The sequence below is a fragment of the Streptococcus caecimuris genome (genome assembly GCF_943193075.1).
Taxonomy (GTDB): Bacteria; Bacillota; Bacilli; order Lactobacillales; family Streptococcaceae; genus Streptococcus; species Streptococcus caecimuris.
The window spans coordinates 39963-64059 of record NZ_CALPCT010000004.1 but is presented as its reverse complement, the minus strand read 5'-3'; the positions used below and the strand labels follow the sequence as shown (position 1 = coordinate 64059).

Genomic DNA, 24097 nt, shown 5'->3' with positions numbered 1-24097 from the left:
AGGAATTGGCAAAATAGATTGACAGTGCTAAATAGATTAGGGTATCCTATTCTTGATTGGAGATTTCTAATACAATAAAATGAAAGCGATTACAGTTCGTAGAGAAAGGAGCCAATGGAAATCGCTCAAGAAAAAGAAAAAAACCATACAAGGAGGTCAAGATGAAAGGTCATCTATTTGAAAAGAAAGAACGATTTAGTATACGAAAATTCAGTGTGGGAGTTTGCTCCGCATTGATTGGGTTAGCATTTTTAGGAACAGGAGCTGTCTCTGCAGATGAGACAGTTTCTACTAGTGAACAACCCTTAGAAACATCTTCAGTAGCGACAGAAGATGTCAATCATCTAGTGAGAGAAGCTGGCGTCTATACTGCAGATGCGGCCTTGCCTGCTGCAGAAACGGAAAAACCAGTCGCAGAAGCGGTCGCTCCGGAGGCTAGTCCTACAAGTACAGAAGCTAGCTCGACAACTACAGATACTCCAGCTGTTTCAGAGACTGAAAAACCGAAAGCTGCTGCAGAAAAAGTGGCCGATTTACCAACCAATGAAGAAAAACAATTAAGACCCAAAGAAGTTAAGTTCGATACCTGGGACGATCTCTTGAAGTGGGAACCAGGAAAACGAGTGGATGACGATATGAACAGAGCAAGCGTTCCACTTGCGAGCCGCTTTCAAGGGAAACAAATTAATGAACAAGCCACCCCTGAAGCGAAGATCCAAGCGCTGTCAAACATGAACTCCAAAGCCAAGGATCATGCGTCTGTCGGCGGGGAAGAGTTTAAGGCCTATGCTTTTGATTACTGGCAATATTTGGATTCCATGGTCTTTTGGGAAGGACTGGTTCCATCAGCAGATGTGATCGATGCAGCCCACCGAAATGGGGTTCCTATTTATGGAACACTCTTTTATAACTGGTCTAGCAGCATCAAGGATCAAGAACATTTTGCAGAAACCTTGAAAGAAGATAGTGAAGGCTCTAAAACTTTCCCGATCGCCCGTAAATTAGTCGAACTTGCCAAGTACTATGGCTTTGATGGTTACTTTATCAACCAAGAAACGACCGGAAATCTTGTAGAACCATTGGGTCCAAAATTGAGAGATTTTCTTCTTTATACCAAGGAATATGCGAAAAGTCTGAACTATCCGATTAAGTATTCCTGGTATGATGCTATGACCTATGAATATGGCCGTTACCATGAGAATGCGCTGGGAGAATACAACTACAATTTCATGCAGCCAGAAAATGGGGAAAACCCAGTGGATACCTTCTTTGCTAACTTTAACTGGGGCAAATCAGAAGTTGATTATTCCATCAGCACAGCTAAATGGATTCATCGGAATCCTTATGATGTTCTAGCTGGACTCGAGCTCCAAAAAGGAGGCTCTTATAAGACTAATGTAGACTGGAATGCCATTTTAGATGAACATGGCAAGTTGCGTCTATCTCTTGGTCTTTATGCACCTGATACCATTACAGGGCTAGGAAAGACTGGAGAAGGTTACCATACCCATGAAGATCTATTCTGGACAGGTTTCCAAGGAGATCCGACTAAAGGAAAACCAGCAGACCAATCTTGGTATGGAATGTCTAATTTGGTTGTGGACAAAACCCCAATCACTAGTGAAGATTTCAATACTTCCTTCAATACTGGACACGGAAAACACTGGTTTGTGGATGGCAAGATTTCTAAAGAAGGGGAATGGAACTACCGTTCTGTTTCTGGCTACCTTCCAACCTGGCGTTGGTGGGTAGAGCATAGTGAAGATAGTACACCATTAAAAGGTCGCTATGATTTTGATCAAGCCTACAATGGAGGAAATTCTCTAGCCTTTGAAGGCGATCTGAAAGCCAATAGCAATCAAAATGTCATGCTCTATTCGACCAAGATCCCTGTGACAGAAACGACAAAATTGAGCGTCAGTCATAAAGGTGGGGTCGGAGCAGCTGCTTGGGTAGCTGTTGCCACCAAAGAAGACTACTCTGAATACGAATGGAAAGAATTAACACCAAGTGCAGATTGGTCCACTCAAACCTTTGATTTAGGAAGTTTGGCTGGCAAGACCATCTATGCTGTGAAAATGTTCTTTGACCATGATACGGACGTCAAAGACTACAAATTTAATCTTGGCCAATTGTCGATTACGTCGAATCAAGAAAAACCAGCTGCTCCAGCAGAAGTCACCGTTCGGGCAAAACGCCTACAAAATGCGCAAGAAGCAGAAGCAGTCCTCAATTTTAAAGGGGTAGCAGATGCGGATTATTATGAAGTCTATGAAAAAGATGGCGATAACTGGCGTCTCTTAACAGGATCTTCTGCGACAACCGTCTATCTACCAAAAGTTAGCCGTTCAGCAAGTGCTGAAGGAACCACTCAGGAACTCAAGGTTGTGGCAGTTGGAAAGAATGGTCAACGTTCAGATGCGGGAACTGTAGCCTTTGATTGGGGCATGACCGTGTCAGATACCAGTCTACCAAAAGCCCTAGCGCCAAACGTGGTTATCGGAGCCAAAGTGATCGGTTCGAGCTTCCCAGATGCGGATGGTAGTGAAGGCATTGAAGGTATGTTAAATGGGACCATTACCAGTCTTTCAGATAAATGGTCTTCTGCTCAATTAAGTGGAACTGTCGATATCCGCTTGACACAACCTCGGACCATTGTTCGTTGGGTCATGGACCATGCCGGTGCTGGTGGGGAATCTGTCGATGATGGCAAGATGAATACCCGTGACTTCGACCTTTACTACAAGGACGAAGCCGGTGAGTGGAAATTGGCCAAGGAAGTTCGTGGCAATAAAGCTCATGTGTCTGACATTACACTTGATCATCCGATCAAGGCTCAAGACTGGCGTCTCCATGTCATTACAGCCGATAACGGCACCCCATGGCAAGCCATCCGGATTTACAACTGGAAGATGTATGAAAGTCTAGATACTGAAACGGTCAACATCCCGATGAAACATGCTGCAGCGCAAAACCTGGGCAATCATTTTGTCCAAGTCGGTTTCAAAGATGTTCCGGCTAATACTACTCTGACTCTTTATGCCGATAAAGAAGCCACTAATCCAATTGCGACCATGACAGAAGATCAAGCTGGAAATCTGATCTTTAAACCGCTCGCTTTTGAATCAACCCCATCTCTTCTCTACTATCGTGCGCAAGAACCTGGTAAAGATATCAGTAATGTTTTGGCGATCGAAGTTCCAAAGAATGATAAAGAAATTGCGGGACTTCAATTTGAAGATGGATTGACCAAGAAGGTCTACCGGGAAGGCGATGCCCTTTCCTTGAAAGGGGCGACTCTCCGCGTTCATTATAAAGATGGCCAAGCAGATCAACTGGTCAACCTCACCAACTCAGGTGTAGAGATTCATGGATTTGACAGTAGCAAGCTGGGAGAACAACACCTAGAAGTTTCTTACCTTGGTCAGAAATTAGGTAAGACTCTCACTGTTTTTGTGGTCAGTGCAGAGGAAGCAGGTGAAAAAGCAGTTGCTGGTCTAGAATTGACCGACAAACCAAAAGTGGAATATATTGTCGGAGAAGCATTGGAGAAAGAAGGCGGACGCTTTACAGTCGTCTTTGAAGATGAAACGACCGAAACGCACGCCTTGACCGATGAAGGTGTGGAAGTGACTGGCTTTGATACGACTAAGGAAGGTCGCCAAACCATCACTGTCCATTACAAAGGAGCTAGCACAAGCTTTGATGTCCTCGTGAATCCAAAACCAGCTCTCAACGATGAATACCTCAAGCAAAAATTGGCTGAAGCTGAAGCTGCAAAAGCCAAAGTAGACTTTACATTTGCCACTCCAGAAGTCAAAGAAGCCTTGCTAGCTGGAATGGCTGCTTCTGAAAAAGTCTTGAAAGAGCATGATACCAGCACACAAGATCAAGTCAATGAGCAGTTGAACCAATTGACCGCTCTCTTGAAAGCCTTGGATGGTCAAGCTAATCTAGTCAAAGAGAAAGAAGCTCTCTCTGCCCTAACAACAGAAGCGACTGCTCTATTAGCAAGCAAGCCAAATCACCCTTCTGGTGAAGCTTTGCAGGCACTGGTTGAGAAAAATAAAGAGCTCCTAGCTTCTTCAGAGCTCACTCCTGAAGCGCTTGAAATAGCTAAGACAGGTCTAGAGACCTTGATTGCGCTCCTGAAAGAAGATAAGCCAGCGGTCTTTGTAGACCCTGCGACTGGAGTCGAAGTTCAATTCTCCAACTTAGAGCCAACCGTTGTCAAAGGACTAAAAGTCGCAAAAGTTGAAGCCAATCAGGTAGAAAAAGAAGAGCTGAAGGGCCGAGAAGGAATCGTATTTGATATTGAAGGCGTGGATGCAAGCGGTCAAGATATCGATACCCACCATCCATCCCTTGTGAAAATCCCTGTGGATAAGGATAAAGAAGTGGAGCAAGTTCTCTTCTTCCCAGAAGGTCAAGCTCCTCAATCCTTGGCCTTTGAGAGAGTTGGAGATGTAGTCATCTTTACAGCTCCTCACTTTACTCACTATGCGATTGTCTATAAGCCAGCACAAACGGAAGGACCAGATCAACCGATCCAACCAGAGGAACCGGCTAAACCAGATCAGCCTGTTCAACCGGCTCAACCAAATCAACCAGTCCAACCAGCTGCCCCAGTGACTCCAGATCCAGCTAATCCATTGAAGCCTACAGAGCCTTCTCAAGTGGATCAGTTGCCCCCAACGACTTTTACTCAAGCGGGTCATCAAGAGGAAGATCACAAGGATATGGTTGATCAAGAGATCCATCAGTTGTTAAGTGCCCACCAAGGAGTAAACTCACAGCCGACTGTTCAGCAAGAAACAAAAGATGCCAGCAAAGAAAGTCAATCGGAACACTTACCAAATACGGCAAGCCTAGAAGCTTCCTTTGCAGCTGAAGCTGTTCTTCTAGCAGCCTTAGGCGGCTTCCTCTTGGCTGGTAAGAAGAAGGAAGAGTAAGTCTTCTAAAAGATTCTTTTGTTCACTTAAAAAGTCACTCTCAAAAAAACCTCTCTGGTGAAAACCAGAGAGGTTTGATCTTGTATCTAGAAGTGTTGTTCGGATCCTGTTAATTAAAGGGGAAAAGCATTGGATTTTTCTACCTCTTTTACAGCTTTTGTGATATAATTATCATGTATTAAAAAAAGAAGGAGTCATATCTTATGGCAAAATTGACTGTTAAAGACGTTGACTTGAAAGGGAAAAAAGTTCTCGTTCGTGTTGACTTCAACGTTCCTGTAAAAGATGGCGTGATCACTAACGATAACCGTATCACTGCAGCTCTTCCAACTATCAAGTATATCCTTGAACAAGGTGGACGTGCAATCCTCTTCTCTCACCTTGGACGTGTAAAAGAAGAAGCAGATAAAGAAGGTAAATCACTTGCTCCTGTAGCTGCTGACTTGGCTGCTAAATTGGGTCAAGACGTTAAATTTATCCCAGGTGTTACACGTGGTGCTGAATTGGAAGCAGCTGTTAACGCTCTTGAAGATGGACAAGTTCTCTTGGTTGAAAACACTCGTTTCGAAGATGTTGACGGCAAGAAAGAATCTAAAAATGATCCTGAACTTGGTAAATACTGGGCATCACTTGGAGATGGTATCTTTGTAAACGATGCCTTCGGTACAGCTCACCGTGCACACGCATCTAACGTTGGTATCTCTGCAAACGTTGATAAAGCCGTTGCTGGATTCCTTCTTGAAAACGAAATTGCTTACATCAAAGAAGCAGTTGAAGCTCCAGAACGTCCATTCGTAGCTATCCTTGGTGGATCAAAAGTATCTGACAAGATCGGTGTTATCGAAAACTTGCTTGAAAAAGCTGATAAAGTCCTTATCGGTGGTGGGATGACTTACACATTCTACAAAGCTCAAGGTATCGAAATCGGTAACTCACTTGTAGAAGAAGACAAATTGGATGTGGCGAAAGCTCTTCTTGAAAAATCAAACGGCAAATTGATCTTGCCAGTTGACTCAAAAGAAGCAAACGCATTTGCTGACTACACTGAAGTGAAAGACACTGAAGGTGAAGCAGTAGATCCAGGATTCCTTGGTTTGGATATCGGTCCTAAATCAATTGCTAAATTCGACCAAGAATTGACTGGTGCGAAAACAGTTGTATGGAATGGTCCTATGGGTGTATTTGAAAACCCTGACTTCCAAGCTGGTACAATCGGTGTGATGGACGCTATCGTGAAACAACCAGGCGTTAAATCAATCATCGGTGGTGGTGACTCAGCTGCCGCAGCGATCAACCTTGGACGTGCAGACAAATTCTCATGGATCTCTACTGGTGGTGGTGCTTCTATGGAACTCCTTGAAGGTAAAGAACTTCCAGGATTGGCTGCTCTTACAGATAAATAATCTAATGAGAATTAAGAGGCTGGGACAAAAGTCCCAGCCTCTTAATTGTCTTTGCATTGTTGAGCAAGACGCAGTGGTTGAGTGGGCTCTACTACGCTGATTTCATCAGCTTTTACAGCCCTACTCAACTGTGCGGAGGTGGGACGACGAAATCGAATTCTAACGAATTACCGATTTCTGTCCCACTCTCTTTTCTTTCTATTTTTACCTGTTCTCTCCTTTCTGAAAATATGGTAGAATAATAGAGATAGAAAGATAGGTGACCATGGATTACTTTAAACGACACAAATTTGATTGGTCCAAATTCCGTTTGGGGATGAGAACCTTTAAAACAGGGATTGCCGTTTTTATTGTACTACTTATTTTTGGAATATTTGGCTGGCGCGGCCTTCAGATCGGGACCTTGACAGCTGTTTTTAGTTTGAGGGAAGATTTTGATAAGAGTGTCCACTTCGGGGCTTCGCGTGTCATGGGCAATAGTATCGGAGGTTTTTATGCTGTTTTGTTCTTCCTTTTAAAAACGCTCTTTCATGGGGCGTATTGGGTAACTCTGATTTTTGTCCCAATTGCGACTATGTTAACCATTATGACAAATGTCGCTATGAATAATAAAGCAGGAATTATCGGAGGAGTTTCGGCAATGCTGATCATTACTCTCTCGATTCCTAACGGAGAAACCTTCTTGTATGTTTTTGCCCGAATATTTGAGACCTTTATCGGCGTTTTTGTTGCGATTTTGGTCAATTCGGATGTCGATCGTATTCAAGATTTTCTCAAGAAGTACAAAAAACCTATGTAAGATTATGTAACATTTAATCTTGACATAGATTTTTTTTTCGATATAATAGAATAGAAAGAGGAATGGTATGAAGGAAAAGGAATTACGACGCTCACTGGCAGTCTTTCCGATTGGCAGTGTTATGAAGCTGACCGACTTGACAGCTCGCCAGATTCGTTATTATGAAGATCAGGGATTGATTTCTCCTGATCGGACAGAAGGCAATCGCCGCATGTATTCGTTGGATGATATGGACCGCTTGCTTGAGATCAAAGATTATATCTCAGATGGCTTAAATATTGCGGATATCAAGAAGAGATATGCGGAAAAAGAGCAAGAGCAAACCAAGGTGGTCAGCCAAGAAGCCATTCGTAAGGCTCTTCATCGCGATATTCTTCAGCAAAGTCGCTTCACATCTTCCCCATCGCCATATGGTCAATTTCGTTGATCATTTCATAAGCTTGTAATCTATTTTAAGGAGACAAAAATGTCAATTACTGCTGCAGATATTCGCCGTGAAGTAAAAGAAAAAAATGTTACTTTTATTCGCTTGATGTTCTCTGATATTTTGGGAACCATGAAGAACGTCGAAATTCCAGCTACCGATGAGCAACTGGACAAGGTTCTTTCAAACAAAGCCATGTTTGATGGTTCTTCTATCGAAGGATTTGTCCGTATCAACGAATCAGATATGTATCTTTACCCAGATTTGGATACATGGACAGTCTTCCCTTGGGGAGATGAAAATGGTAGCGTAGCTGGCTTGATCTGTGATGTCTATACGACAGAAGGAGAACCATTTGCAGGAGACCCACGTGGCAACTTGAAACGTGCCCTTCGTCATATGGAAGAACTTGGATTCAAATCCTTTAATCTTGGTCCAGAACCAGAATTCTTTCTCTTCAAGTTGGACGAAAATGGAGATCCAACACTTGAAGTAAACGACAAAGGTGGCTATTTTGACTTGGCTCCAACAGACCTTGCAGATAACACCCGTCGTGAAATCGTAAATGTCTTGACCAAGATGGGCTTTGAAGTAGAAGCCAGTCACCACGAAGTGGCCGTTGGTCAGCATGAAATCGACTTTAAGTATGATGAAGTGCTCCGCGCTTGTGATAAGATTCAAATCTTCAAGCTTGTCGTGAAAACCATTGCCCGTAAACACGGTTTGTATGCAACCTTTATGGCCAAACCAAAATTTGGAATTGCCGGATCAGGTATGCACTGTAATATGTCTCTCTTTGACCAAGATGGCAACAATGCCTTCTTTGATCCAGAAGATCCAAAGGGCATGCAATTGTCAGAAACAGCTTATCACTTCTTGGGTGGCTTGATCAAGCATGCATATAACTTTACAGCGGTGACCAACCCAACCGTCAACTCTTATAAACGTTTGGTTCCTGGATATGAAGCACCTGTTTATATCGCTTGGGCAGGCCGCAACCGTTCCCCATTGGTACGTGTGCCAGCATCACGTGGTATGGGAACTCGTTTGGAATTACGCTCCGTAGACCCAATGGCCAATCCTTATGTAGCCTTGGCAGTCTTGCTTGAAGTCGGCCTTCACGGGATTGAAAATAAAATCGAAGCACCTGCTCCGATCGAAGAAAATATCTATGTGATGACACCGGAAGAACGTAGAGCAGCTGGAATCACAGATCTACCTTCTACCCTTCACAATGCTTTGAAAGCCTTGACAGAAGACGAAGTGGTGAAAACTGCCTTGGGTGAGCACATCTACACCAGCTTCCTTGAAGCCAAACGAATCGAATGGGCAAGCTATGCGACCTTCGTATCCCAATGGGAAGTAGACAACTATTTAGATCTTTATTAAGAAACAAGAGTAAAGAGGCTAGGACAAAAGTCCTAGCCTCTCAATTATTTTTGGATTGTCGAGCAAGACGCAGTGGTTGAGTGGGCTCTACTACGCTGATTTCATCAGCTTTTACAGCCCTACTCAACTGTGCGGAAGTGGGACGACGAAATCGAATTCTAACGAATGACCGATTTCTGTCCCACTCTCTTTTTGATCCTCAAAAGGTTACTATAAAACCAGTTGAAACAGTGGTTTCAACTGGTTGTTTTGTTAATTTTCGTCATCTGGTGTGAGAATCATTGGGATAATGATAGGTTCACGTTCCGTGCTCTCGTATAAGAATGGGCGAAGGGCATTGACAATTGCACCATTAACAGTTTGGATATTGGCATCTTTGTTCTTCAAGGCGATACGAATAGCGTTGAAGAGGATGCGTTGGCTTTCACGGATCAGATCCCCTGATTCACGCATGTAGATAAAACCACGGCTCAAGATGTCTGGTCCAGCCAGGATCATCTTCGATTTGAAGTCAACAGTCGCAACAGCAAGCACGACACCATCTTCGGAAAGGTCTCTCCGGTCACGAAGGACAGCAGCCCCGATTTCACCGATACGATTTCCATCGACATAGATGTCTTGAGCGTTGAAGCTTCCTGCGATCCGAGCAGAGTTGGCTGTAAGGGCAAGGACATCACCATTACTCATGATGAAGATATTGTCTTTTTCTACTCCACAATCACGCGCAAGTCCTGCGTGGATCTTCTGCATCCGGTATTCACCATGGACAGGCATGAAGTATTTTGGTTTGATCAAGCGGAGCATGAGTTTTTGTTCTTGTTGCCCCCCGTGTCCAGAGGTATGGATGTTGTTGATCTTCCCGTGAATGACCTCTACACCCGCTTCAGAAATCGTATTGATCAATTTATTCACACTGGTTGTATTTCCAGGAATTGGACTAGAAGAGAAGATCACAGTATCTCCTGGTTGGAGTTGCACTTGGCGGTGCGTTCCGTTGGCAATCCGAGAGAGGGCTGCCATTGGCTCTCCTTGGCTTCCTGTACACATGATCAGGATTTCATTGGCTGCATAGTCTTTGATCTCATTTGGCTCGATAATAGTTCCAGCAGGGACCTTGATGTAGCCAAGCTCGATTCCATTGACGATGGCTTTTTCCATCGAGCGTCCAAAGACGACGATCTTACGACCGGTCTTAACAGCGGCCTCAGCTGCTTGTTGGAGACGGAAGATATTCGAAGCAAAGGAAGCAAAGATGATGCGTCCGTGGATCCCTTCGATGATCTTCATGATGGATTGACCAACCACTTTTTCAGAGTTGGTAAAGGTTGGGATTTCCGCGTTGGTTGAGTCTGAAAGCAGACAGAGAACGCCTTCTTCTCCAAGGGCTGCCATGCGATGGAGGTCAGCTGGTTCACCAACAGGTGTAAAGTCAAACTTGAAGTCTCCGGTACAGACAATCTTTCCTTGAGGGGTGTGAATCACAATTCCCAAAGGTTCTGGAATCGAGTGAGTCGTACGGAAGAAGGTTGCTTTAAGATTTTTAAATTGAAGCTCAGTGTTTTGGTTGATTTCGTAGAGTTTGGCATCACGAAGAAGGCCGTGCTCTTCTAATTTTCCACGGATCAAGGCAAGTGCCAAAGGTCCAGCGTAGATAGGGACATTGGCTTGCTTCAAAAGGAAAGGAATCCCACCGATGTGGTCTTCGTGCCCGTGGGTAATGAGGACCGCCTTGACGCGATCGATATTGTCAACGATATAAGAGTAATCTGGGATTACATAGTCGATCCCAAGGAGGTCATCTTCTGGAAATTTGATCCCAGCATCGACAATGATGATTTCATCTTGGTATTCGATCCCGTAGGTATTTTTTCCGATTTCTCCAAGTCCACCAATGGCAAATACACCAACTTCTTCAGGTTTTAAGGTATAAGCCATGGATTAGTACTCCGTTAGTTCAAAAGCACCTGACTCTTTCTCGTAAGCAAGGTGTTGCTCAGAAAGTGGTGTGATAAATTCAATGTTGAAATCTGTGTTTGCTTCAACCAATTGACGAGCTTGGATGCGTCCTTCGCGTTCATTTGGTGCATCAATATCGAGATAAAGTGCATGCGTGGTTTCACGACGAGGGTTGCGGTCTTTAGTTTCCTGATAAAAAACTTTGTAAATCATGAAGTAATTTTCCTTTCATTATTTCGGTCTATTTGTTAGCTGCGAAGGAGTGCAATCACTAGAGTTTCCTACTCGCAACTAGTGGACCTGATTCGATACAATTAATTATCATTATATCATAAATTTGCCTGTAAGTAAAAGATAGACTGGAAAAGTCAGAAAGGCAAAGACCTATAATAGAGAAGCTTTTGAGCAGTTTTGGATATGAAAATCCTGCGTTCTAGAGGAGAGTTTCGCTGGGATTTGAAGGGAATTTGTAGTATAATATAATCCAGTTCAAGAGGAGTAGGAAATGAAATTATTAGCATTTGATACCTCGAGTAAGGCTCTTTCTGTAGCGATTTTAGAAGATGAGACTCTACTTGCAGAAACAACATTAACCATTAAAAAAAATCATAGTATTACCTTGATGCCGGTCATCGATTTTTTGATGCAACAAATTGACTTGACACCCAAGGACTTGGATCGTATCGTGGTGGCGGAAGGTCCTGGGAGCTACACTGGGCTGCGCATTGCGGTCGCAACCGCAAAGACCTTGGCTCATACCTTAGGGATTGAATTGGTCGGGGTTTCGAGCCTCTTAGCTCTAGTGCCAGATGATCTAGAAGGTTTGGTAGTTCCTGTCATGGATGCCCGTCGAAACAACGTTTATGCAGGTTTTTACCAAGAAGATCAGCTGGTTGCACCAGAAGGGCATTTTCCATTTGAGGAAGTCCTAGAGCGTGCAGCGACGAGTGAGCAGGTCACCTTTATCGGAGAGGTCACAGCCTTTGAGGAGCAGATCAAAGCTCATCTGCCAAAGGCTACTTTCTCTGAAACCCTGCCAGATGCAGTGAAAATCGGACGTCTCGGCCTCAAACAAGTACCTGCTAGCCTCCATGATTTTGTCCCTCATTATCTGAAACGGGTCGAAGCGGAGGAAAATTGGCTCAAAGACCACACGGAAACAACGACCTCTTACATCAAGCGCCTATGATGAAAGGAACAATCAGGAAAGGGAGTAGCCAGGATGCGGCTGCTATTCTCGATGTGATGGAAGATGTTTATGAAGCTAGCCCCTGGAAGTTGGAGCAGATTGAAGCTGATTTAGAGCAGGAATCGATTTTCTATTTCCTAGCTGTGGATGAAGAACAAGTCCTTGGGTTTGTCGCCATTCAAGAAACTCTCTATGAAGCAGAAGTCTTACAGATCGCGGTCAAACGCACCTTTCAAGGCCAAGGACTAGCTCAGCAGTTACTCGCGCAGTTGCCGGACCAAAAAGAAATTTTCTTAGAAGTGCGCGTGTCCAATCAACCGGCCCAAGGTCTATACAAAAAAATGCATTTTGAAGAAATTGCACGGAGGAAAAACTACTATCACGATCCCATAGAGGATGCTGTGATCATGAAGAGGAACCCAAATGAAAGATAGATATATTTTGGCTTTTGAGACATCTTGCGATGAGACCAGTGTGGCTGTCTTGAAAAATGACGACCAACTCTTGTCCAATGTCATTGCCAGTCAAATCGAAAGTCACAAGCGTTTTGGTGGGGTGGTGCCTGAGGTAGCTTCTCGTCACCATGTGGAAGTCATCACCGCTTGTATTGAAGAAGCCCTGGAAGAAGCTGGCATCACTGAAGCCGATGTCACAGCTGTGGCTGTCACCTACGGTCCAGGTCTGGTTGGAGCTCTCTTGGTCGGCCTAGCTGCAGCCAAGGCCTTTGCCTGGGCGCATGGACTTCCTTTGATTCCTGTCAATCATATGGCAGGGCACTTGATGGCCGCTCAAAGCGTCGAGCCCTTAGAATTTCCACTTTTGGCCTTGCTGGTGAGTGGAGGACATACCGAGCTAGTCTACGTCAGTGAAGCGGGTGATTATAAGATCGTCGGAGAGACCCGTGATGACGCTGTAGGAGAGGCTTATGACAAGGTCGGGCGCGTCATGGGCCTGACCTATCCAGCAGGACGTGAGATTGATCAACTGGCCCACCAAGGATCTGATATCTACGATTTCCCACGGGCCATGATCAAGGAAGACAATCTGGAATTCTCCTTTTCAGGACTCAAATCGGCCTTTATCAATCTGCACCATAATGCCGAGCAAAAAGGAGAAAGCCTCTCCAATGCGGACTTGTCTGCAAGTTTTCAGGCAGCCGTATTAGACATTCTCATGGCCAAGACCAAGAAGGCCTTGGAAAAATATCCGGTCAAAACCCTAGTCGTCGCTGGTGGGGTCGCAGCCAACCAAGGTCTCCGTGAACGCCTGGCTTCTGACATCACAGATGTCAAGGTCATCATTCCGCCTCTGCGCCTCTGCGGGGATAATGCAGGGATGATCGCCTATGCCAGTGTCAGTGAGTGGAACAAAGAAAACTTCGCGGGCTGGGACCTCAATACCAAACCAAGTCTGGCCTTTGAAGGAATTGAATAAGATAAAGGAGCCAATTGGATGTGCAAGGTCCAATGGCTTTTTTGCTGGGATCTCACCAACTAGTAGCGGATTTGCGAAGGGATTATAAAGCTTTCTCTTTCATTGGTCCTTTTTCAACCTTTTTTCTTGTGTTATAATAGAGGTCAATGATTTGGAAAGGAGTAAGAGAGTGGAAAAAGATTTTTGGCAGGGGGTGAGGGACGCGCTACCGACGGCTTTGGGCTATATCAGTATTGGCCTAGCTTGCGGTGTGGTGGCGTCTCCCTATCTTTCTCCTTTGGAGATGGCCTTGATGAGTGTCTTGGTCTATGCTGGGGCGGCTCAGTTTGCGATGATCTCTCTGATTGCGGCTCATTCTTCGATCTTGAATATGGCCTTGACGGTGTGTTTGATCAATCTCCGTAATATGTTGATGAGCCTACATACGTCGTCTGACTTTAAGGATGCTAGTCTTGCTCATACCATTGGGATTGGCAGTCTCCTGACTGATGAGAGTTATGGGGTCTACTTGAGTGAGAAGTTAAAGACGGACACCATTACAGTTCCTTGGATGCATGGGAACAATCTAGTAGGCTATGTGGCCTGGATCAGTGCGACGGTTATCGGAACAGCTCTAGGATCTCTCCTACCTGATCCAAAGGCTTTTGGGCTTGATTTTGCTTTGGTGGCTATGTTTATTGGGATTTTTGCAGCCCAGTTTCAAGGAATGCAACTGACAGAAAAGACCAAGACCATGCTCATGGTGCTGTTAGCAGTAGCAGTGAGTTTCTTTCTCTTACTCTTTTTTGTTTCGCAACCGCTAGCTGTGCTAGCTGCGACCTTGATCGGCTGTTTTGTGGGGGTGGTCTGTGATGCGTGTGAATAGTTATATCTTCATGGCCATTCTGGCCTCAGCCCTCGTTACCTGGATTCCTCGGATCTTGCCCTTCCTCTTAGTCAAATACAAGGGACTGCCGGCTCCTGTGACCCGCTTTCTCAAATACCTGCCCATTTCCATTATCTTTGCCTTGGTTTTATCAAGCTTAGTAGATGGAAAAATCGGAAGCCCCCCGCAGCTCCACTGGTTGGACCTAGTAGTGACCATTCCCAGCTTCTTTGTAGCCTTTCGTTACAAAAACCTTATGGGAACCGTTTTGTTTGGAATTGTCTTGATCGCTCTATTACGATTGACATTTTAAATGCAAAAATATGTTACAAAAAAATTACAATTGTTACAAAAAAACTTGATATTTGTAATAATTGAGGTATAATGGGAGTCAGAAAGATAAAGAGGTGATCTTATGAAAAAATCAATCTTCCGTTGGAGTGCCGCTGTTCTGGTGGCTGCTTCACTTGGTCTAGCTCTCGGTGGTTGTGGTGCTAAGGATAAAAAGACAGCTTCCTCCTCCGCAAAAGTATCTACCAGTAAGGTAGAGAAAAAAACCAAAAGTAATAGCAAAAAGAGTGCAGCATCTTCTGCTCAAGCAAAAGATACAGCTAGCTCTTCAACTCAAGCCAGTAGCGCGACAGGTACAAAAGACTCTAGTAAGACCGAGAATGCGTCTGCTACGACGCAAGCTACTGTCCCTGCAGAACTAGTGGGAACTTGGGTAGGATCTAGTCCACAAGCGGATGCGATTAAAATGACAGTGGATGCCAATGGAAATGTGACAACAGTGGTAAGCTTCAAAAATGACAGCGAACCGACTCGGACGGCGACCTATACGGCAAGAGCCGTCCAAGCAACTGGAAATATCTACTATTGGAATGTTGAAGGCTTTGATGGGGCTGATGCCTTGCTCCCTGGGATCACAGGCTTAGGTGGAGCAAACTTCCGATTTGAGCCTGGTTTTGTCTTAGAAGAAGGACACTATACACCGATTGTTTTCACAACGGATCTCAATACAGAATTTGACTATACTAAATACAATGATTTCCGCTTTTCATTAACCAAAGAACAATAAAAAGACGAACTCGATGGAAAATCGAGTTCGTTTCAGATTGAAGACAAAGTCCTCTTAAAAACTTTCCTTAAGTGAGTACGGACGTCAGCGAACTTCGTAGAAGTTCCATGACTAATTATTGAGCCAAAGGTCTCAATAATTCCGAGTGCCTGAAACAAAAAGTTTCAGGCACTTTTCTCACAGCGGAAAGTTTCGGCATTTTCTTGATTCATTCTAAGAATTGGACCACATTTATATTTCTTTGTAGAATTACTTAACTTATTTTACTTTAAAATAGTTTGTCATCATTCTAAGACGAGCTCGAACAAATCGAGTTCGTTTTTTAGTAATGAGGGCTTCCTGCTACCCAACCGGTACAGAGGGCGGATGTGATATTAAAACCGCCTGTATGGGCATTGATATCGAGGACTTCTCCTGCAAAGTGGAGCCCAGGAACTAGCTTACTTTCTAGGGTTTTAGGATTGATTTCTTTGAGGCTGACGCCGCCCTTGGTGACAAAGGACTTGGCTAGAGACATCTTCCCTGTGACAGGAATAGGCACCTCTTTGATGTTTTGAATGAGCTCTTCTATCTGAGGAGGAGTGAGTTGTTTGGCTTTTTCAGGGAATCCTTGCACCAAGAAATCAGCTAACCGTTCAGGAAGAAGGGTTTTGAGGCTATTTTTAATGGACTTTTCTCGATGCTCTTCTAGAAAGTCTTTTAACTCTTGAGAAGAGGTAGTCGGAAGGAGGTCCAGAGATAAGATTTCCCCACCTTTAACAAAGCTAGACATCCGAAGGGCTGCAGGGCCAGAAAGACCGAAATGCGTAAAGAGCAGGTCATGGGTGATGATGTGTTTGCCGTAGCTGAGGGTCACATCTGTCAGAGAGATCCCTTGGAGGGCCTTGTGTGGGAAGTCTGTCAAAAGAGGACTTTCTGCCGCTTCGAGATCGGTGATGGTGTGTTTGAAGTGGCGGGCAATTTCGTGTCCGTAGCCAGTAGAGCCGGTAGAAGGATAGGATTTGCCCCCAGTTGTGACAATCAGCTTGTCAGCTGTCCATGTTTTTTCAGCAGACTTGACGATAAAGACGTCTTCTGGCTTGGTGACAGAGACGACTTCGCAGTTGGTGGCCATGCTAGCACCTAGCTCAAGGATCTTATTTTCTAAGGCTTGAATAATGGTGCGAGATTGATCACTAGCAGGAAAGACCCGGCCATGATCTTCGACTTTTAGCTCGACGCCATTATCGGTGAAAAATTGGATGATATCATGATTATCAAATTGGGAAAACACACTGTAAAGGAAACGGCCATTTCCAGGGATACCGGCCATCAAATCGTCTAAGGTCCCGTTGTTCGTGACATTACAGCGACCTCCTCCGGTACCTGCAAGTTTCTTACCCAGCTTTTTATTTTTTTCGATCAGCAGCGTAGGTTGGCCATAAGAGGCGCTGGCAATGGTCGCCATCATACCTGCTGGGCCACCACCGATGACAATGGTGTGAAAATGAGTCATGTCGTTCTTCCTTCTCTTGTTTTTTCATGATTTGCTTTGTCCATTATATCATTTTATGGACGGCTTCGGAAATGAAGGAATCAAAAAACAAGCACCTTTCGATGCTTGCTTTCGAATGATTCTTTGATCAACTCATTACATGATTCCAAGGAAGTAACGGATGAAGAAGAAGGCAAGGACAGCACCAACAAATGGAGCAGTACCTGGTACAAGAAGACCATATTGCCAGTCGTTGTTTACTTTATCTTTGATTGGCAAGATTTGGTAAGCGAAACGAGGTCCAAGGTCACGCGCTTGGTTCATCGCGAAACCTGTAGTACCACCAAGACCCATACCGATAGCCCAAACGATCAAACCAACAGTGAATGGAAGCATTGCTTCGTTGGCGTGTTCAGCAGCCATGATAGATGTCAAGAAGATAAATGTTGCGAACGCTTCGACGAAGTAGTTACGTGGAAGGTTACGGCAGTTAGGGTTAGTTGAGAAGATGTTACGGATAGCAACACCATCAATTTGACCTTCAGAAATCTTGAAGTGGTCAGCATACATAAAGTAAGCAATCAAAGCTCCAAGGAAGGCACCGATCATTTCAGCGATTGCGATTGGGAAGAATTGAGCGATTGTCAATTTACCAAGAAGGACTTTCAACAAAGCCATAGCAGGGTTCATTGAAACACCGCCAAAGACGAACAAGCAGACAGTGATACCGAATGCCCATGTAGTGATCGCGAATAAGTGTCCAGTTCCAGCATATTTTGTTTTCTTCAAAACGTCGTCACAGTGTACGCCAACCCCGAAGATAATCATCAAAGCTGTACTCATAACTTCTGCAAGTAATTGATGTGTCATGTTAATTAATGTCTCCTAAATTAATAAATGTATTTTTGTAATTGGTGATAAACTTCTTGAATCGGCAACTGCATCTCCGTAGCAATACGCTGACAGTCTTCGTATTCAAGTGTTTTTTTAGTGGTAGATCCGTACTGGTTAATTTTTACCGTAACGGGTCCAAATTCCGTATCGATTTGTTCAAATCGACGTTGCATGACCTTTCGGTCGACTTGTTGGTATCGAAAACCAATGGTACTGGTTTCTTTGAACAAGAGGGCTGAAAAATCTTCCAACTGACTTCTTTGAATCAAGAGAATCAATTCAAAGCCAGGGCGATTCTTTTTCATAACGACGCTACGATAGTAGACATCTAAAGCTCCAGCGTCCAGGAAACGGTGGATAATATAACCGAGTTGCTCTGGTGTTTGATCATCGATCGTAGTGGTGATCTCAATAATTTGATCTTCCGTGCGATGAACAACAGTGGTGCTGTGAGAGGTGTCTTCTTTCAATAGCGAACCGCGTAAAGCATTGAATTTTCCAGTCTCTCTTTTACCAAATCCATAGCCCACACTTTCGATGGAAAGGTGAGAGGGGATTGGTTCAAAGATTGGGGACAATGCTTTAAGGAGGGCTAACCCTGTCGGAGTAATCAACTCCGTTTTAACTGTGAAGTCTTGAGTAATCGGAATAGTAGTTCCTTTTCTCAACTGCATCACAGCGGGAACCGGAACAGGCATTTCTCCATGGGCAACTGAAATGGTCCCACTTCCCTCAGTGAGAGGAGTAGAGTAAACTGTATCGATACCGAGCGATTCCACTAGGATGAAAAAGCTAACGATATCGACGATGGAGTCAATTGCACCAATTTCATGGAAATGAATCTGTTCGACAGGCATGTTATGCACAGCTGCTTCGGCCTTTGCGATATCAAGAAAGACTTCAAGACTCTTTTCTTTCACAAAAGGACTCAACTGTGAAGCGGCAATCAAATCGTGGATATCCGCATAACTGCGAGCATCCGCGTGGGAATGGTGATGATGGTGTTCATGATCGTGATGATGTTCGTGATTATGATGGTGTTCGTGATCGTGATGATGTTCATGATCGTGATCAAAATCACCTTCAATCCCCGTATCTTTCTCCCCGTGGTGAAGGTGAACATCAAAATCAGTTCCCCAAATTGCGCTCTTTGCGACGCGATGAACGTGGAGGTGGAAACCATCCACTCCCAGTTTCTCGAGTTCTGTGTGAAGAAGCTCGACATCTGCCCCAAGGTCCACAAGAAGACCATTGAGCATATCGCCACTTATTCCAGAAAAAGGTTCTAAAAATAGACTGGTCATCAGTTTTCCTTTCGATTGTGGTTGAGTCGATTGATCATACATGCTGAATAAGCTGCACCAAATCCGTTATCAATGTTGACGACCGTTACGCCAGAAGCGCAAGAGGTCAACATACTCATCAAGGTTGTTAGCCCTTGAAGGTTGCTTCCGTATCCAATGCTGGTCGGAACGGCAATAACGGGAACATCCACAAGACCTCCTACAACACTAACAAGAGCTCCTTCCATACCGGCAATCACGATGATCACACTGGCTTTTTGGATCTCTTCTAAGCGATTGAAGAGGCGATGGATGCCGGCGACTCCCACATCATAGATTCGGCGAACCGAATGGCCAAAGGTTTCTGCAGTGACTGCAGCTTCTTCTGCAACAGGAACATCACTTGTCCCTGCTGTGACGACCGCAATGTAGTGTTCAGGATCGGCTTCTTCCTTTTTAGAGTTGAGAACGAAGCAGCGGGCTTCCGGATAATAGTGGCCAGTCGGAAAGCGCTGAGAAAGAGCCTCTCCCTTTTGGAGAGAGACTCTTGTTGTGAGGATCGGCAATTCTTTCTGTGAAAGAAATTGCAGGATTCCTTCAATTTGCTCAACTGTCTTTCCTTCGCCGTATACGACTTCAGGGAAGCCGTTGCGACGTTGCCGGTCAGTATCAATTGCTGCATACCCTAGCTCTTTAACCCCGTTGATTTGCTCCAGCGCATCCTCAACGGAGAGATGGCCCGCTTGCAAAGAACGGAGTGTTTGTTCTAGATTGGGTTGAAAATCCATGTTTGATTCTATTCAACAACGACAGAAAGTCCGTCGCGGATAACAGTTACTTTAGCATCTTTTCCTTCACGAGCAAAGGCTTTTTCAAGCGCTTCGTCAAATGAAGTTGCAAGTTCCATATGCATACCTTTGATCAATTCAGGATCTACAAGGTCAGATACAAAGATAACATGGTGGTGTACCAAAATACGTGCCAAGATTTGAGAAGTCCATTGGTCTGGGACAGTCTCTAAACGAGGTGTATTGATGGCTTGTTCCAAGAATTCTTTTGGATCTTCTACGTCAGCAAGGTTGCGATAGAAACCTTCTCCACCGTGACCGTCTGCACATCCAGCTACCATGATGATTGTTCCGCCTTCTTTGTTAGAAGCTTCGGCTGCAGTCATCCCTTTAACAGCTTGGTAGATGTTTTGGTCAAGTGGGAAACCACCGTTTGTTGAAATTGTGATGTCGCTTTCGATCTTAGACACACGTGCCAAGTCTGCAACGAAGTCACAACCAACTTTGTGGGCTTCAACCATGTCCCCAGCGAAAGATCCGATGATGTGTTTTTCGCCGTCCAATACAACGTTGACGATGAAGGCCAAGTTTGCAGTACGAGCAGCGTAAAGCATATCTTCGTGGATTGGGTTGTGGTCAAGGTTACCAGTACGTGCCTTATCAGAATTGATGAAGTCACCTGAGTGGTTCGCCATGATAGTTTTGTATGATGCGATACCTGGAAGGACTGATTTACGTCCACCTGAGAAACCAGCAAAGAAGTGAGATTCGATGAATCCTTCTGCTATCAACAAGTCAGCTTCAGCAGCGATCTTATTGATGATACAATCACCACCTGAAGGAAGTTGACCGATTTTCACCATGTCATCGTCGTTTGTTGAAATGTGCATAACGATTTCTTCATTGTCAACGATTTCTTGGCCGTATTTATTGATCAATTCTTCACGAGTTGAAGGACGGTGGAAACCAGTAGCAACCAAGATACGCACGCGTGCATCAGGGTTAACTGAGCGAATACGACGCAAAATGATTGGAGTGATGATGTGAGAAGGAACGGGACGAGTGTGGTCAGAACTGATCAACACGATGTCTTTTTTGCCTTTAGCAAGTTCTTCCAAAGTAGGGCTGCCGATAGGGTTGTCCATTGAACGTTCAACAGTTTCTTCTTCAGACAGTGGGTTATGGAAGTTTTCCGCCTTAGACTCTAACAATCCTGCAAAGTTTTCATCTGGAATCTTTGCAACAATCGATTTTTTGTCGTACGGTAATTTAATTTCTACCATTATTTGCGATCTCCTTTATTAATACTGATACTTATAGTATAATTCTTTTTAAAAAGAGGTGTGCACCAATTGATGTCAACAAATGTTAACGTCGTTCGTTTTGAACAGGTGTATCATTAGTGTGACTTCTATGAAGAGCCAAAACAGGAGGAAAAACGCGCGTGGATTCAGCATTTTTAGTGAAATTCTTGGAAGAGAGGCGAACGCCCATTATCAAGAAAAAATACCACAGCTACCTCTCTTATCGCGGGATTAAAGAGGACTATATCTATATTTTAAAAGAAGGGGTTGTCAAGACCAGTGTCATCATGCGTGATGGTCGAGAATTTAACTTTTCCTATTTAAAAGCGACCGATATTGTATCCTTGTTACGGGATGAGGTATCCAATTATACGGACTCGCCTTTTAACGTGCGCGTCGAGACAGCTGAGGCTAGTTTTTACCGGATTCCTCGGGTCAAGTTCTGGACCTTTGTCAAAGAGAAAAAGGAACTGCAAGATTACGTACGGGATTATTATCGCAATAAACTGTCTGAGAGTATGGAATCCCAGCAGTACATGATGATGAATGGGAAAAAAGGCGCAGTTTGTTTTCACCTACAAAAGCTGTGCAGTTTGTTTGGGGTAGAGCAGGACGATGGTATCTTGATTGATTTTAATATTACCAATGAAGATATTGCTGGTTTTTGTGGGATCTCAACCCGAAACAGTGTCAACCGCATACTGAACGAATTAAAGCGGGAGGGAGTTTTAGACATTCGACAGCAAAAGATCGTTATTTTGGACATCGAACGAATTGAAGAATTTATTGGAAGGGAAACATTCTAACATGGCAACAGAAGCACAAATCAGAAAAGAAAAAGAAGAAAAATTACAAGATATTTTGCGGGAAATCGGAAAAGTAGCCGTTACCTATTCAGGTGGGATTGACAGCTCTTATCTCTTGAAGGTGGCCTTGGATACCTTGGGACCTGACAATGTTATTGCGGCCGTCGTGAACTCTGAGATGTTTTCAAATGAAGAATTCGATCTAGCGCTCGACTTGGCCGATCAGCTAGGAGCACCTGTGCTTGGACTGGAAATGAGAGAATTGAGTGATCCACGGATTGCTGCCAATACGCCCAATATTTGGTATTACACCAAACAATTGATGTACCAAACTATTAAGGATTCAGTTACAGAACTGGGCTTTAAGCAATTGGTAGACGGCAATATTATGGATGATATCGACGATTTTCGCCCTGGTATCAAGGCTCGGGACGAAGCGGGTGTCCGCAGTGTCTTGCAAGAAGCCGGCCTCTATAAGACAGAAATTCGTCAATTGGCCAAGGAAAGAGGGGTCTCCAATTGGAATAAGGTGCCATCTTGTAGCGTTGCCTCACGCTTCCCATACGGAGTGAAAATCACTTCAGAAAATGTACAACGGGTTTTTGAAGGGGAAGAGTTCCTTGTAGGACTTGGCTTTGAGCAAGTCCGTGTGCGTGTGCATGGAGACTTGGCGCGCATCGAAGTGGAAGAAGACCATCTGCTTAAAGCCATCCAACTGCATGACAAGATCAATGACTACATGAAAAAAATCGGATTTACCTATGTAGCCTTGGATTTGGCTGGATATAAGTACGGCCGGATGAATGATGCATTGGATGAAAAAACAAAAGAAAAAATTATGGCAGGTTAAGCAATGAAGGAAGTGATAAGGTTCTGGTTCGAAGAGTTGAAGCCAGAGGATTGGTTCAAAAAATCAGAAGCACTGGATCAAGAAATGCGGGAGCGCTTTGAGGAACTTTATTGGAAGGCCAGTCGTGGGGAATTGTTTCACTGGCGGGCTACGGCAGAAGGGCGTTTAGCAGAGATTTTGCTCTTGGACCAAATTCCTCGCAATATTTTTCGAGGGACTGCCCAAGCTTTTGCGACAGATTCCCTGGCCTTGGTCTTGGCCCAAGAAGGCCTAACACAAGCTCAAGAATTACCAGTTGTACAAAGAGGCTTTTTCTACATGCCCTTTATGCATTCGGAATCTTTAACCATTCATGAAGAAGCTCTGCGCCTATTTGATCAACCGGGCTTAGAAAAGCGTTTGAAGTATGAGAAGATGCACATGGACATTCTTCAACAATTTGGGCGTTATCCACATCGGAATGCCATCTTAGGACGGCCTTCGACCAAGGAAGAAGAGGAGTATTTGAAAGAACATTCTGGCTTTTAAGGGAAGATGAGGCCCACAGATTTCAAAACTCTTTTCTCTCTTCATGAAATTGCCTGAAACAGCAGGCATGATGTCAGAGTTCCCTCACCTAGGCTTTTCCAAGCGTTTAAAAAATGGTATAATGAACTGTAAATTTCAGAAGTTGGAAGGAATGTAATTGCTATGATGAATATGCAAAATATGATGAAGCAAGCTCAAAAATTGCAAAAGCAAATGGAGCAAAGCCAAGCGGAATTAGCCGCAACTCAATTTGTAGGGAAATCTGCTCAAGACTTGGTTGTTGCAACTCTTACAGGTGATAAGAAGGTTGTCTCCATCGATTTCAACGCCGCAGTGGTCGACCCAGAAGATACAGAAACGCTTTCTGATATGACGGTTCAAGCCATCAATGCTGCCATTGAAGAAATTGATGCGGCAACTAAGAAAAAACTCGGTGCTTTCGCAGGGAAATTACCATTTTAAGCTAAGGAAGTTTTCATTAACTCAAAAGAGGCTCAGTTTTGAGCCTTTTTCAGATTGAAGACGAAGTCATATTAAAAACTTTCCTTGGGTGAGTACGGACGTTAGGTGAAATTATCCAGTGGATGATTTCAGCAATCCAGGAAGTTCCAAGACTAATTATTGAGCCTAAGGTCTCAATAATTCCGAGTGCCTGAAACGTTATTGTTTCAGGCACTTTTC

General features: G+C 44.2%; 22 protein-coding genes. 15 read left to right on the top strand and 7 right to left on the bottom strand.

Features of this window, described 5'->3' with window-relative positions; genetic code table 11:
- Positions 1-161 precede the first annotated feature (161 nt).
- From NFR56_RS02660 to glnA, 5 genes are all read left to right on the top strand, one after another.
- Positions 162-4952, top strand: coding sequence for an endo-beta-N-acetylglucosaminidase (locus NFR56_RS02660; protein WP_251457511.1), 4791 nt, complete (start codon positions 162-164; stop codon positions 4950-4952).
- A 203-nt stretch (positions 4953-5155) separates the two neighbouring features.
- Entirely contained in the window at positions 5156-6355 is a 1200-nt protein-coding gene (locus NFR56_RS02655; RefSeq protein ID WP_049506571.1) for a phosphoglycerate kinase, read from the top strand.
- 265 nt (positions 6356-6620) lie between these two features.
- Positions 6621-7154: an FUSC family protein gene (locus tag NFR56_RS02650; RefSeq protein WP_049506572.1), complete on the top strand. Its 534-nt coding sequence runs from the start codon at positions 6621-6623 to the stop codon at positions 7152-7154.
- A 67-nt stretch (positions 7155-7221) separates the two neighbouring features.
- Positions 7222-7581 (top strand): MerR family transcriptional regulator, encoded by a 360-nt coding sequence (locus NFR56_RS02645; RefSeq protein WP_049506573.1) that lies wholly within the window; start codon positions 7222-7224, stop codon positions 7579-7581.
- Positions 7582-7620: 39 nt separating this feature from the next.
- The gene (glnA, locus tag NFR56_RS02640; RefSeq protein ID WP_049506574.1) at positions 7621-8967 is read left to right on the top strand and encodes a type I glutamate--ammonia ligase; all 1347 of its coding nucleotides are present in this window, start codon (positions 7621-7623) and stop codon (positions 8965-8967) included.
- 252 nt (positions 8968-9219) lie between these two features.
- On the opposite strand, the gene rnjA is transcribed toward glnA, so the two are convergent.
- Positions 9220-10902 (bottom strand): ribonuclease J1, encoded by a 1683-nt coding sequence (gene rnjA, locus NFR56_RS02635; RefSeq protein ID WP_003003107.1) that lies wholly within the window; start codon positions 10900-10902, stop codon positions 9220-9222.
- 3 nt (positions 10903-10905) lie between these two features.
- Complete coding sequence (locus NFR56_RS02630) at positions 10906-11136, bottom strand: DNA-directed RNA polymerase subunit epsilon (protein WP_003008866.1); 231 nt, start codon at positions 11134-11136, stop codon at positions 10906-10908.
- Positions 11137-11428: 292 nt separating this feature from the next.
- Here NFR56_RS02630 and tsaB point away from each other — a divergent pair, with 292 nt between their 5' ends.
- The 6 genes from tsaB to NFR56_RS02600 all read left to right on the top strand — a co-directional run bounded on the left by tsaB (position 11429) and on the right by NFR56_RS02600 (position 15489).
- The gene (gene tsaB / locus NFR56_RS02625) at positions 11429-12112 is read left to right on the top strand and encodes a tRNA (adenosine(37)-N6)-threonylcarbamoyltransferase complex dimerization subunit type 1 TsaB (RefSeq protein WP_251457509.1); all 684 of its coding nucleotides are present in this window, start codon (positions 11429-11431) and stop codon (positions 12110-12112) included.
- Entirely contained in the window at positions 12109-12546 is a 438-nt protein-coding gene (rimI, locus tag NFR56_RS02620; protein ID WP_251457506.1) for a ribosomal protein S18-alanine N-acetyltransferase, read from the top strand. Before tsaB ends, rimI begins: the two co-directional genes overlap by 4 nt.
- The gene (gene tsaD, locus NFR56_RS02615; protein ID WP_251457503.1) at positions 12536-13546 is read left to right on the top strand and encodes a tRNA (adenosine(37)-N6)-threonylcarbamoyltransferase complex transferase subunit TsaD; all 1011 of its coding nucleotides are present in this window, start codon (positions 12536-12538) and stop codon (positions 13544-13546) included. The genes rimI and tsaD overlap by 11 nt, the downstream gene beginning before the upstream one ends.
- A 169-nt stretch (positions 13547-13715) precedes the next feature.
- On the top strand, positions 13716-14411 hold the full coding sequence (locus tag NFR56_RS02610) for an AzlC family ABC transporter permease (protein ID WP_049471955.1): 696 nt from the start codon (positions 13716-13718) through the stop codon (positions 14409-14411).
- Complete coding sequence (locus tag NFR56_RS02605) at positions 14398-14724, top strand: AzlD domain-containing protein (protein WP_192832564.1); 327 nt, start codon at positions 14398-14400, stop codon at positions 14722-14724. Before NFR56_RS02610 ends, NFR56_RS02605 begins: the two co-directional genes overlap by 14 nt.
- A gap of 102 nt (positions 14725-14826) precedes the next feature.
- Positions 14827-15489: a hypothetical protein gene (locus tag NFR56_RS02600; RefSeq protein ID WP_049507503.1), complete on the top strand. Its 663-nt coding sequence runs from the start codon at positions 14827-14829 to the stop codon at positions 15487-15489.
- A 322-nt stretch (positions 15490-15811) separates the two neighbouring features.
- On the opposite strand, the gene aao is transcribed toward NFR56_RS02600, so the two are convergent.
- From aao to larA, 5 genes are all read right to left on the bottom strand, one after another.
- Positions 15812-16984 carry an aminoacetone oxidase gene (aao, locus tag NFR56_RS02595; RefSeq protein WP_049507505.1) on the bottom strand — a complete coding sequence of 391 codons (1173 nt, stop codon included), beginning with the start codon at positions 16982-16984 and terminating at the stop codon, positions 15812-15814.
- Positions 16985-17119: 135 nt separating this feature from the next.
- On the bottom strand, positions 17120-17833 hold the full coding sequence (gene larD / locus NFR56_RS02590) for a D/L-lactic acid transporter LarD (RefSeq protein WP_024056458.1): 714 nt from the start codon (positions 17831-17833) through the stop codon (positions 17120-17122).
- Positions 17834-17853: 20 nt separating this feature from the next.
- Positions 17854-19161: a nickel pincer cofactor biosynthesis protein LarC gene (gene larC, locus NFR56_RS02585; RefSeq protein WP_251457501.1), complete on the bottom strand. Its 1308-nt coding sequence runs from the start codon at positions 19159-19161 to the stop codon at positions 17854-17856.
- Positions 19161-19928, bottom strand: a complete 768-nt coding sequence (gene larB / locus NFR56_RS02580) for a nickel pincer cofactor biosynthesis protein LarB (RefSeq protein WP_023919185.1) — start codon at positions 19926-19928, stop codon at positions 19161-19163. The genes larC and larB overlap by 1 nt, the downstream gene beginning before the upstream one ends.
- An 8-nt stretch (positions 19929-19936) precedes the next feature.
- Positions 19937-21211, bottom strand: a complete 1275-nt coding sequence (gene larA, locus NFR56_RS02575) for a nickel-dependent lactate racemase (protein WP_049489292.1) — start codon at positions 21209-21211, stop codon at positions 19937-19939.
- Positions 21212-21372: 161 nt separating this feature from the next.
- Between larA and NFR56_RS02570 the strand changes: the two genes are divergently transcribed.
- The 4 genes from NFR56_RS02570 to NFR56_RS02555 all read left to right on the top strand — a co-directional run bounded on the left by NFR56_RS02570 (position 21373) and on the right by NFR56_RS02555 (position 23878).
- Complete coding sequence (locus tag NFR56_RS02570; protein ID WP_070594487.1) at positions 21373-22038, top strand: Crp/Fnr family transcriptional regulator; 666 nt, start codon at positions 21373-21375, stop codon at positions 22036-22038.
- Between the two features lies 1 nt (position 22039).
- Positions 22040-22888 (top strand): ATP-dependent sacrificial sulfur transferase LarE, encoded by an 849-nt coding sequence (larE, locus tag NFR56_RS02565; RefSeq protein ID WP_070665645.1) that lies wholly within the window; start codon positions 22040-22042, stop codon positions 22886-22888.
- A 3-nt stretch (positions 22889-22891) separates the two neighbouring features.
- Positions 22892-23416, top strand: a complete 525-nt coding sequence (locus NFR56_RS02560) for a DUF924 family protein (protein WP_049471959.1) — start codon at positions 22892-22894, stop codon at positions 23414-23416.
- 162 nt (positions 23417-23578) lie between these two features.
- Positions 23579-23878 (top strand): YbaB/EbfC family nucleoid-associated protein, encoded by a 300-nt coding sequence (locus NFR56_RS02555; RefSeq protein ID WP_003005613.1) that lies wholly within the window; start codon positions 23579-23581, stop codon positions 23876-23878.
- Positions 23879-24097: the final 219 nt, after the last annotated feature.

Excerpts from the sequence above, each read along its gene's own strand:
- NFR56_RS02630 (WP_003008866.1), bottom strand. The coding sequence starts at position 11,136 with ATGATTTACAAAGTTTTTTATCAGGAAACTAAAGACCGCAACCCTCGT.
- glnA (WP_049506574.1), top strand. The coding sequence starts at position 7,621 with ATGTCAATTACTGCTGCAGATATTCGCCGTGAAGTAAAAGAAAAAAAT.
- NFR56_RS02600 (WP_049507503.1), top strand. The coding sequence starts at position 14,827 with ATGAAAAAATCAATCTTCCGTTGGAGTGCCGCTGTTCTGGTGGCTGCT.
- larC (WP_251457501.1), bottom strand. The coding sequence starts at position 19,161 with ATGACCAGTCTATTTTTAGAACCTTTTTCTGGAATAAGTGGCGATATG.
- larD (WP_024056458.1), bottom strand. The coding sequence starts at position 17,833 with ATGACACATCAATTACTTGCAGAAGTTATGAGTACAGCTTTGATGATT.
- larE (WP_070665645.1), top strand. The coding sequence starts at position 22,040 with ATGGCAACAGAAGCACAAATCAGAAAAGAAAAAGAAGAAAAATTACAA.
- NFR56_RS02660 (WP_251457511.1), top strand. The coding sequence starts at position 162 with ATGAAAGGTCATCTATTTGAAAAGAAAGAACGATTTAGTATACGAAAA.
- rnjA (WP_003003107.1), bottom strand. The coding sequence starts at position 10,902 with ATGGCTTATACCTTAAAACCTGAAGAAGTTGGTGTATTTGCCATTGGT.
- larB (WP_023919185.1), bottom strand. The coding sequence starts at position 19,928 with ATGGATTTTCAACCCAATCTAGAACAAACACTCCGTTCTTTGCAAGCG.
- NFR56_RS02655 (WP_049506571.1), top strand. The coding sequence starts at position 5,156 with ATGGCAAAATTGACTGTTAAAGACGTTGACTTGAAAGGGAAAAAAGTT.
- NFR56_RS02555 (WP_003005613.1), top strand. The coding sequence starts at position 23,579 with ATGATGAATATGCAAAATATGATGAAGCAAGCTCAAAAATTGCAAAAG.
- rimI (WP_251457506.1), top strand. The coding sequence starts at position 12,109 with ATGATGAAAGGAACAATCAGGAAAGGGAGTAGCCAGGATGCGGCTGCT.
- tsaB (WP_251457509.1), top strand. The coding sequence starts at position 11,429 with ATGAAATTATTAGCATTTGATACCTCGAGTAAGGCTCTTTCTGTAGCG.
- larA (WP_049489292.1), bottom strand. The coding sequence starts at position 21,211 with ATGGTAGAAATTAAATTACCGTACGACAAAAAATCGATTGTTGCAAAG.
- NFR56_RS02560 (WP_049471959.1), top strand. The coding sequence starts at position 22,892 with ATGAAGGAAGTGATAAGGTTCTGGTTCGAAGAGTTGAAGCCAGAGGAT.
- NFR56_RS02645 (WP_049506573.1), top strand. The coding sequence starts at position 7,222 with ATGAAGGAAAAGGAATTACGACGCTCACTGGCAGTCTTTCCGATTGGC.
- tsaD (WP_251457503.1), top strand. The coding sequence starts at position 12,536 with ATGAAAGATAGATATATTTTGGCTTTTGAGACATCTTGCGATGAGACC.
- aao (WP_049507505.1), bottom strand. The coding sequence starts at position 16,984 with ATGACTCATTTTCACACCATTGTCATCGGTGGTGGCCCAGCAGGTATG.
- NFR56_RS02605 (WP_192832564.1), top strand. The coding sequence starts at position 14,398 with ATGCGTGTGAATAGTTATATCTTCATGGCCATTCTGGCCTCAGCCCTC.
- NFR56_RS02650 (WP_049506572.1), top strand. The coding sequence starts at position 6,621 with ATGGATTACTTTAAACGACACAAATTTGATTGGTCCAAATTCCGTTTG.